The organism is Clostridium sp. LBM24168, assembly GCF_052953915.1.
Genome location: NZ_CP196861.1, coordinates 2,148,730 through 2,157,992 on the forward strand (window position 1 = coordinate 2,148,730; position 9,263 = coordinate 2,157,992).

Genomic DNA, 9,263 nt, shown 5'->3' on the forward strand with positions numbered 1-9,263 from the left:
TAATCTCCTATATATTTTTAATTTTTAAAGAACATGAGTTTGCAATAAGGAGGATTCAGAAATGGCAACAAAAACTAACTTTATTTCCAATGGGAAAAAATACTACAGAATAAATTATGATATTGGCATGGATGCTAATGGAAAAAGAATTAGGAAACAATTTATTGGAAAAAGTAGAAAGGAAGCAGAAAAGAAGAAACTTAATTATATTAATAAAAACAATATGGGTTTAAAGGATACAAAAAATATGTGGTTAGCTCAAACATTAAAAAATTGGTTATTTGAGGTTGTAAAAATGTCTGGAAACATAAAACCAACTACATTTGCAAGATATGAAGGCTTATATAGAAATTATATAGAAAACTCACCTATAGGGCCTATAAGTTTGGATAAGCTAGAACCAATCCAGATACAAAGATACTATAACAAATTATTCAAACAGGGTAAAAGCAGCAGTCAAATAAATTACATAAATAAATTTTTAAAGCAATTCTTAAATTACGCAGTTGACTGTGGATATATACTTAGAAATCCCTGCACCGGCAAAAAAGTCGTTATACCTAAAAGAGAGTCAAATAAAATTATTGAAAAAGATATTCCTGTATTTACAGATGCAGAGTTAAACAAAATTGTAAACGCTGATAATTCTAAAATTAAATGTATTGCATTATTTTCTCTGGCAACAGGAATGAGACGTGGAGAAATCATAGGACTAAAGGAAAGTGATATTGACTATGACTCAAAAGAAATTCATATAAAAAGATCCATAGCAACCACAATCATATTTGATGACGAAAATAGGAAAACTAAAAAAACTATAATTCAAGAGCCTAAAAGCAAAAATTCAAAAAGGACAATCCCACTTCCAGTATCATTAATAACGATAATTAAAGATGCTGTCAATATTAAAAAAATCGAAAAATTAAAAGCTGGAGATAGCTATACAAAAGATTATTTAGATTATATATTTTTAAGTCAACAGGGTAATTTAATCAACGCTGGCAATCTAGACAAAACTTGGTCAAAGTTTTTAAAATCTCTGAGCATTCCTCATAAAAAATTTCATGCACTAAGGCATACGTACGCCACCAAACAATTTGAAAATAATATACCTTTAAAAACTGTATCAATGCTATTAGGTCACAGCAGTATTGAAATAACTGCGAATATTTACACTCATGTTGTAAAGAAAGAAAAAGGAAAATCAGTAGATTTATTAAGCAATATAAAAACTATGGTGTAAAAATGGTGTAAAATATTAAAAAATAAACACTTAAACAAAAAAGAAAAAACGCCTTAACTATTTAAGTTAAGCCATTCTTTAAACTTTGGTAGTCCCTAGGAGAATCGAACTCCTGATTTCACCGTGAGAGGGTGACGTCTTAACCACTTGACCAAGGGACCTCATAACAAAACCAACATTTAATATTATATATTGATTACATTCCGACGTCAATAGCAAATTTCAAATTTTATTATTTGTTATTGCAAATGAATTGCATATAGATATATAATATTAATATATTTTTAATTCATATGTTTTGGAGGAAATTCTATGATTACAATACAAAATTTAACTTTTTCTTACAGTGGTTCACCTCCATACCTGATAAAAAATTTAGATTTAACTATAAGGCAAGGAAGTTACACCTCCATATTAGGTGAAAATGGAAGTGCTAAAACAACTTTAATAAAGCTTATACTTGGGCTTCTCACACCAATAAGCGGAGAAATAAAGTTGGATACAAATAAAATAGGTTATGTTCCCCAAAGACTTGAGAGTTTTAACTCTCAATTTCCAATTACTGTCTTTGAGATATTAAAAAGCCACATGAAATCTTTAAAAATAAAAGACTCCACTTGTATAGATGAATCTCTTGATTCAGTTGGTATGCATTCATATAAAAAAAATCTAATAGGTGATCTATCTGGAGGACAGATGCAGAAAATATTCATAGCACGGGCCCTTATGGGATCGCCTGGACTATTGATATTTGACGAACCTTCTACTGGAATAGATATTCAAAGTCAAGTTGAAATATACTCCCTAATAAAACATTTAAACAAAAAACATCATATAACTGTACTTTCAGTAGAACACAACCTGAAGGCAGCTGTAGACAATTCAACCAATATATGCATTATGAAAAATGGAAACTGTAACATGTATACTATTTCTGAATACAGAAAATTAACATTGGAGGGTACAAATGCTTGAATACGAATTTATGCAAAATGCTATAATTGCAGGTATACTCATTTCTATATTATGCCCGGCAGTCGGCGTATTTCTTGTTTTAAAAAGATATTCTATGATGGGTGATTCACTATCTCATTCTTCTTTTGCAGGAGTAGCTTTAGGACTTGTATTTGGTTGGAATCCTATAATGACAGCTTTCATATTTACTTCTATAGCTGGACTTGCAATAGAATTCTTAAGAAGTTACTATGAAAAATATGCTGAACTTATATTGGTAATAGTTTTAACATTTTCTGTTGGAATTGCAATTGTGCTCATAAGCACTGGAAAAGCAAATGCAAATGTAAATTCTTATCTCTTTGGAAGTATACTCACTGTTTCAAAGGCTGAGCTTTATACTGTGTTCATTTTAAGTATAATTTCAGTAATAATTTTATCACTATTTTACAACAAATTATTATACATAACCTTTGATGAAGTAGGTGCCAAAATAGCTGGTATTAATGTAAAGTCAATAAACTATCTTTTTTCACTACTTGTAAGTGCCACTGTATCTGTATCAATTCACATACTGGGAATACTTGTTATTTCTTCTATGATAGCAATGCCTGCTGCAGCTGCACTTCAATTACACAGGGGATTCAAATCAACTTTAATTTTTTCCATACTATTTGGATTCATAGACATTATTGGCGGGTTACTTCTATCCTATTATATAAACAGTGCTCCTGGAGGAACAATTGCTTTAATGTCTGTAGCTTTACTTCTATTAGTTATCATTTCAAAAAAAATATTTCTGAATAAATAAAAATCAGAAATAAAAAATTAATTAACGTTGATTCATATATTCTTCTATGTTCTTGTGCATACATGACCACGACCGCCTTGAAAAAATAACTGAAACATTATTTTTTCTTGATTCTTCTTTTATAATTTCAGCCATATTATGTCCTATAAAATCTGTAAGTACCAATACAAGATCTGTATTCTGTGGAATTTTTATTTTTCTATCTCCCTTCTTTCTTCCTGTAACATGGCCTATTTCATTAAATCCTTTCTTGTTCAATTTATCTTTTATATTTCCTAACCGATCTCCTCCTACAACTAAAATACTCATAAAACTCCTCCTTTTATATAGTTATCTATGAAACTAACGACATGAAATGGTTTCAAAAATATTCATAATCATCGATGGAACAACTCCCTGTATTACACTTTTAGCTATATTATATCGCGCTTCATCATAATTTACAAATATTTCCTTAGCTGTATCCACATCATTGTATACCTTCCAGTATCCGCACATGAGACACTGCCTTTCAGACTGTTCTATAAAACATATTACATCATCTAAAGGATATCCTAAAAATACCCCAATTTCATGAGGACATATATTTTGGAACCTTTTCTTCAAAACAAACAGGTTTTGTATTAAATTTAAATTTTTACTATATCCAAACTTACTTAAAAAATTCATATTTCTTTCATTGTATATGATAGATTTAATTTCATCTGGATAATAGAACAATATAACGGCTGAATATTCATTTTTCTTTAATTCAAAAAAATCAATTTTATACTTCTCTAAAAAAATATATTTGTATCTTTCCCAAAGCACATTCAATCTTCCATTGTCTCTTCTCAATGTAATTATTGAAGATGGCTTATCTTTGAAAAGCGTCGGAGCAATGCCATATGATATTACTCCAAAAAGATATTCTTTTTCTTCCAGGCTCTTTATTTTAGTCATATATTCTTCTATAATCATATTTTCCATAAACGGCAAAACTCCTTCGAAATATTTAAATTTGTATTTAGTATATTATTTTTTACATGTAAAGGATACTTTATACCAAAATTTAAAATGATTAATATTGATTTTCATTCTCAATTATACCCCATTTTTTTATTACTGTAAATACCAAGATGCAGCTTTTAAATAATTCTATACAATATTTGCAGAATTTACAAAGAAAAAAATAAGCCTCTCTGGCTTATTTTATCCAATACATCTATATCTAAAACACTGCAGGTTTAAAACCTTTTCCTCGAACTTCACTTGTGTCCATAATAGACATAACCGCATGAGAATCTATATTTGATATAAAACCTTTAGCCTCTTCCACTTGCCTTGAGTTCATTATTGAATATATTATCTTTTTCTGGTTTCCGGTATAAGCTCCTTCTCCATAAAGATAGGTAACTCCCCTGCCAAGCTTCTGCAATATGGCTTTTTCTACTTTTTCGCTATCCCGTGTTATTACAAATAGTACCTTCTCTCTGTCAAGCCCCTGTATTGCCTTGTCAACCACTACAGAGTACATATACATTGATATCAAAGTATACAGTGCTATTTCAAGACTTCCTATAAATATCCCTATTAAAACTATTATAGTATTTATTATAAATGTAATTCTACCCACTGAAATTCCATATTTTTTCTTAATTACTACTGCTATTATATCTGTTCCCCCCTGGGATGCCCTGCATTTGAATATCATTCCTGACCCTACTCCTGTAAGAATACCACTACAAAGTGCAGACAAGAATGGATCTTGTAAATAATATAGTCCAGATACTCCTTTTGTAAATATAAGTCCCAAGGACATTGACATCATTCCTATAAAGCTAAATATACCAAACTCTGTATCTATAAGTTTAAATCCTATTATAAATATAGGTATATTTACAGCTATTACAAAATATCCTGTAGGTATACCTGTCAAATATTCGGCTATAATTGCAGCCCCCGAAACTCCTCCACTTAAAAATTTATGTGGTATAATAAACATATTTACTCCAATGGAATAAAGTATGCTTCCTGCCGTAACTATCAATATTCTAAATAACTTCTCATTTATATTTTTCATATTGACATTACCTCCAAAAAACTATTTATATTTTTTATTGCAAATAAATTCTATTATATATATATAATAAGGTCAATTTAAATAATTGCTGATTAACTCATTATGTTCCCTGCTTTTAACCTAATTATGAATTAACTTTGTCATTTTTCCCTATATCTTGTATTAGCTAATGAATTCTCTTTTATCATATAATCAAATATTCAGATAATTATATGTATTCAGTCATACTAATATTGAATATATATATATTCAATATTCATTATTAAAATTTGAAATAAAAAACCTAAAACTACTGATTTAATGCCGATAGAAGTCCATATAAAATAGCCACCCATTCTAAATTATGACATATATAATTTCGCCAAGTCATAATTTAGAATACTTAAATAAAAAACTTTGCAATAATTTTTTTAATTTTTTGTGTTAATTTTCAATACCGGTTCTTGCTTTTACTCCTTCATTGTAATAATGTTTTACTTCTTTCATTTCAGTTACAAGGTCTGCTTTCTCTATTATTCTAGCATCCGCATACCTTCCAGTAATAATCACTTCCACGTCAGGATTTCTTATATCCAGAACATGCAACAATTCATCTACACTAATTAACTTATAGTATAATGCTATATTTATCTCGTCCAAAACAACTATATCATACTCACCGGAACACAGTACTTCCCTGATTTTTTTTAATCCCTGTCTGGCCATTTTTATATCTTCATCAGTTGGATCTCCATCTATAAAAGCATCTCTTCCAAATTGCTCTATAGTAAAATCAGGTATCAAATAAGGCACTTTCAACTCACTGTAATCCATCCCTTTTACAAACTGTCCAAAATACACATTTTTTCCTGCACAAATTGCTCTCAAACACAATCCAAGAGCCGCCGTAGTCTTTCCTTTGCCATTTCCAGTATAAACTTGAATATATCCTCTACTCAAAAACTTTCCCACCTTTCTATAATACAATTTTCAATTTTATCAATTGTACATATATCATATATTTTTAATTTATTGATGCATATATTTTTCTCTACAAATTTCAACTTTTCCACATCGCTAAAAACAATACCGAGTATATTTCCACTATGAGCACCTATTATCCCAAGTCCACCTGCTTGCCTACATATTTTTAGAACTGGTTCAAGAAAATCATAATACAACCTACTTTGATTTCTCAATATACTTTCCGTGGAAACCTTCAGAAGCTGCTCCAGATTTCTATCGTATACAGCCCTCCTCAGCGGCTCTATCAAATCATCAACTATAATTGGCTGCTTTGAATCATCATGATTGAATTCAACAGTGTCAACTATACCTTCACCTTGAAATACCAGTATGTTAAATTTAAAATAATCTCCAAGAGTTTCCCTGTATAATCCTGTTTTATAGTCAAAAAGCGTCATTCTCCCAAATATTATACTGTCAGTAGGCTCCACATTTATACATTGCTCTACAAGTTCATCCTCATTGTATTCCTTGTGAAACATTCTTATCATGCACCTATAAACTGCACATAAATCTGCCGTACTGCTTGCCATACCTTTTCCCTTAGGTATACTGGAATTAATATTCAACGCTAGATTCGAGTAATATTTTTCACAATTCCATGCCTTCAATAAATTTTGCATAAATATGTAGGATTTTTGAGCCCAACCTGAAATGTTAGTCTTAGTATTTTTATTAGATTCAAATAGTTTCACCTTACTATATACATTTATAGGCAAGGATACCAGTATATCTGTATCTTCCGCAATCCCCTGAATTATCTCACCAAAACTTCCAGGATAAAAAGCCGTAATTTCCATAGTGTTATCTCCTGAAAATATATTTTTTTTCTATATAATCCACTAACTTTACTATATCATAAAAAACAATATCATACTCAATCTTTTTTCTCTTCAATACAAAAGCATATATTCCACAGTCAATGCATGCTGTTATTTTGTCATAGGTTCCACCCCTTGTTCCACTATCTTTCAGTATCATAGCTTTTGCATTGTAATTCTTTATAAAAGCACAATTCAGCTCCCGACCAACTGGTCCTTTAATAGCAATTATGTCTTCAATTTTTACACCGAACTTTTGACACTTAGACAATATTCTAGGCTGTGGAAGCACTCTGTGAACTATCCTGTTTTTCAGGTTCATGGACATAATTGTCTCAAGGTTCCTGCTTCCAGTGGTATTTAGTATTGTTCCCTTGAAAGATTTGATTTTTCCATATAGCTCATTGTAATTGTCTACAACTACCACCATATTGTTGTTTTTAAATCTCTCCATACATGAAGGTCTCTCATATCTAATGTATTCTATACCAAGTTTTCTGCAGGCCTCCATCGAATTTTCAGTAACATTTACGGCGTATGGATGTGATGCATCAACAAGCAAAGCTATATCATTTTTTCTGATAGCTTTAATAAATCCATCACAGTCAAGAGGCGTGGTATTTAAATACGTATACTTGTATTCCTTTAATATACTGCCTCCATATTCAGTTGCAGTAGACACAAATATATCGTCAGTAACTTTATTGAGTGAAGAAAGTATATCTCTTCCTTCAGATGTTCCAAGAATTAAGCCTATCATTTTACACTCCCTCTAATACTCTCTATTGCAGCTTCAGGATAGTTCTCTTTCTTCATAAGAGGATTACCATTTATAGAATCCTTCAAATGTTGTATATATATATTATGAAAAGAAGGATTTTCTCCAAGACCATGCAGATAGCATTCTACATCAAAGCCTTTATTTTCAAGTATGTTTTTCCATGAATCAGGCGCATCTCCTGCCATGTCCTCAACTGCATGATTCCCAGCTACAAGCATAAAAGGCATTAGTATTACTTTTCTTACATTCTTGATTTTAAGCTGTGGAATTACATTTCTCAGAGCAGGATATCCTTCTACAGTGGCTATATATGCATTATTTATACCTTCATCTCTCAGCATATACTGAAGCATGGAATAACTTGCATTTATTGGATGACTTGAGCCATGTCCCATCAAAATTATTGCACTTTTACAGCTGCAGTATTCCTGAATCTGGGCCTTTAATGCCTTTACAGCTATTCTGTAGTCATTCTGCCTATATAATACAGGCCTCCCTACTACAAGATTTTCAAATTTTTCCCTGTATTTATACGAACTTGTAACCAGCTTATCATATTCATCCCCCGGAATTATATGCAGTGGTTGAATATAAACCTCTCTAAAGCCATCCAGTTTCATCTTTTCCAGTGCTTCTTCCACTGTATCTATACTTAATTTATAATCACTTTTAAGCTTTGCAATTATCATATGCGAAGTAAAAGCTCTTCTTATCTCATAACATTTGAATGCATTTATTATAGAATTTTCAGTACTCTCTATGCATGATTTCAATATTTTCAGAATACTCGTTCCAAAGCTCACTACAAGTATTCCCTTTTTGTTTTCCACCATAATTTCTCCTTTTCTATTCAACAACATTGTTATCGGGTATATTATATCCACGTGGGGTTATAAATCTACCTCTTTTCATATAACTCCTGCTGTTTCCAATTATAACTACACTCATCATGTCAACGGCTTCATCTGAAAATTTTCCGAGTTCAGTAATTCTTATCTTCTGCCCCTCTCTGAGTGCATTTTTTACAATGGCAACAGGTACATCCGAACTTCTGTATTCTTTTATAATATCCAGACATTCGGAAAGATAAAATGGTCTGCCCTTACTTTTAGGATTATAAAGCGATATTACAAAATCTCCTTTTGCAGCAAACTCAACCCTTCTTTTTATAACATCATAAGGTGTCATAAGATCACTAAGGCTTATACTGCAGCTGTCATGCATAAGAGGTGCACCAACAAGAGACGCAGCAGCAAGAGATGCTGTAACCCCAGGTATTATCTCAATATTGTCACATTTGCCAAGTTCAAGGACAAGTCCTGCCATGCCATATACACCAGGATCGCCGGTACTTACTATTGACACAATTTTATCGCGTGAAAATTCAATTGCCTTCCTGCACCTTTCTATTTCACCCTTCATTCCAGTAGAAAATACCTCTTTTCCCTGAATCAGGCTAGAAATCATATTCAGATATCTTGTATATCCAATTATAACATCACTTTCTTCTATGGCCTTTACAGCTCTCAAGGTCATATTTTCAATGCTTCCCGGTCCAATACCTATTATATACAGTTTTCCCAAAT

11 protein-coding genes and 1 tRNA gene are annotated in these 9,263 nt (G+C 31.3%); 3 read left to right on the forward strand and 9 right to left on the reverse strand.

Going from position 1 to position 9,263, the window contains the following annotated elements:
* Positions 1–61 precede the first annotated feature (61 nt).
* Positions 62–1,243: a tyrosine-type recombinase/integrase gene (locus ACSVC9_RS10700; RefSeq protein WP_446897484.1), complete on the forward strand. Its 1,182-nt coding sequence runs from the start codon at positions 62–64 to the stop codon at positions 1,241–1,243.
* Between the two features lie 86 nt (positions 1,244–1,329).
* Here the strand turns inward: ACSVC9_RS10700 and ACSVC9_RS10705 are convergent.
* Positions 1,330–1,404 (reverse strand) — tRNA-Glu (locus ACSVC9_RS10705).
* A 151-nt stretch (positions 1,405–1,555) separates the two neighbouring features.
* Here ACSVC9_RS10705 and ACSVC9_RS10710 point away from each other — a divergent pair.
* Positions 1,556–2,218 carry a metal ABC transporter ATP-binding protein gene (locus ACSVC9_RS10710; protein ID WP_446897485.1) on the forward strand — a complete coding sequence of 221 codons (663 nt, stop codon included), beginning with the start codon at positions 1,556–1,558 and terminating at the stop codon, positions 2,216–2,218.
* Positions 2,211–3,008, forward strand: coding sequence for a metal ABC transporter permease (locus ACSVC9_RS10715; protein ID WP_446897486.1), 798 nt, complete (start codon positions 2,211–2,213; stop codon positions 3,006–3,008). The genes ACSVC9_RS10710 and ACSVC9_RS10715 overlap by 8 nt, the downstream gene beginning before the upstream one ends.
* A gap of 21 nt (positions 3,009–3,029) precedes the next feature.
* Here ACSVC9_RS10715 and ACSVC9_RS10720 read toward each other — a convergent pair whose 3' ends face one another.
* The 8 genes from ACSVC9_RS10720 to cobJ all read right to left on the reverse strand — a co-directional run bounded on the left by ACSVC9_RS10720 (position 3,030) and on the right by cobJ (position 9,261).
* A complete protein-coding gene (locus tag ACSVC9_RS10720) occupies positions 3,030–3,317 on the reverse strand; it encodes a DUF2325 domain-containing protein (RefSeq protein WP_446897487.1) in 288 nt (95 codons plus the stop codon).
* Between the two features lie 33 nt (positions 3,318–3,350).
* The gene (locus ACSVC9_RS10725) at positions 3,351–3,977 is read right to left on the reverse strand and encodes a DUF3793 family protein (RefSeq protein WP_446897488.1); all 627 of its coding nucleotides are present in this window, start codon (positions 3,975–3,977) and stop codon (positions 3,351–3,353) included.
* A gap of 241 nt (positions 3,978–4,218) precedes the next feature.
* Positions 4,219–5,070 (reverse strand): YitT family protein, encoded by an 852-nt coding sequence (locus ACSVC9_RS10730; RefSeq protein WP_446897489.1) that lies wholly within the window; start codon positions 5,068–5,070, stop codon positions 4,219–4,221.
* Positions 5,071–5,493: 423 nt separating this feature from the next.
* Positions 5,494–6,009, reverse strand: coding sequence for a cob(I)yrinic acid a,c-diamide adenosyltransferase (locus tag ACSVC9_RS10735; protein ID WP_446897490.1), 516 nt, complete (start codon positions 6,007–6,009; stop codon positions 5,494–5,496).
* The gene (locus ACSVC9_RS10740; protein ID WP_446897491.1) at positions 6,006–6,875 is read right to left on the reverse strand and encodes a GHMP family kinase ATP-binding protein; all 870 of its coding nucleotides are present in this window, start codon (positions 6,873–6,875) and stop codon (positions 6,006–6,008) included. The genes ACSVC9_RS10735 and ACSVC9_RS10740 overlap by 4 nt, the downstream gene beginning before the upstream one ends.
* A 4-nt stretch (positions 6,876–6,879) precedes the next feature.
* Positions 6,880–7,656 (reverse strand): cobalt-precorrin-6A reductase, encoded by a 777-nt coding sequence (locus ACSVC9_RS10745; protein WP_446897492.1) that lies wholly within the window; start codon positions 7,654–7,656, stop codon positions 6,880–6,882.
* On the reverse strand, positions 7,653–8,531 hold the full coding sequence (locus ACSVC9_RS10750) for a sirohydrochlorin cobaltochelatase (protein WP_446897493.1): 879 nt from the start codon (positions 8,529–8,531) through the stop codon (positions 7,653–7,655). The genes ACSVC9_RS10745 and ACSVC9_RS10750 overlap by 4 nt, the downstream gene beginning before the upstream one ends.
* The gene (cobJ, locus tag ACSVC9_RS10755; protein WP_446897494.1) at positions 8,524–9,261 is read right to left on the reverse strand and encodes a precorrin-3B C(17)-methyltransferase; all 738 of its coding nucleotides are present in this window, start codon (positions 9,259–9,261) and stop codon (positions 8,524–8,526) included. Before cobJ ends, ACSVC9_RS10750 begins: the two co-directional genes overlap by 8 nt.
* Positions 9,262–9,263 lie beyond the last annotated feature (2 nt).

Bases quoted from the DNA above. Each gene is read 5' to 3' on its own strand.
- ACSVC9_RS10700 (WP_446897484.1), top strand. From the start codon at position 62: ATGGCAACAAAAACTAACTTTATTTCCAATGGGAAAAAATACTACAGA.
- ACSVC9_RS10710 (WP_446897485.1), top strand. From the start codon at position 1,556: ATGATTACAATACAAAATTTAACTTTTTCTTACAGTGGTTCACCTCCA.
- ACSVC9_RS10715 (WP_446897486.1), top strand. From the start codon at position 2,211: ATGCTTGAATACGAATTTATGCAAAATGCTATAATTGCAGGTATACTC.
- ACSVC9_RS10720 (WP_446897487.1), bottom strand. From the start codon at position 3,317: ATGAGTATTTTAGTTGTAGGAGGAGATCGGTTAGGAAATATAAAAGAT.
- ACSVC9_RS10725 (WP_446897488.1), bottom strand. From the start codon at position 3,977: ATGGAAAATATGATTATAGAAGAATATATGACTAAAATAAAGAGCCTG.
- ACSVC9_RS10730 (WP_446897489.1), bottom strand. From the start codon at position 5,070: ATGAAAAATATAAATGAGAAGTTATTTAGAATATTGATAGTTACGGCA.
- ACSVC9_RS10740 (WP_446897491.1), bottom strand. From the start codon at position 6,875: ATGGAAATTACGGCTTTTTATCCTGGAAGTTTTGGTGAGATAATTCAG.
- ACSVC9_RS10745 (WP_446897492.1), bottom strand. From the start codon at position 7,656: ATGATAGGCTTAATTCTTGGAACATCTGAAGGAAGAGATATACTTTCT.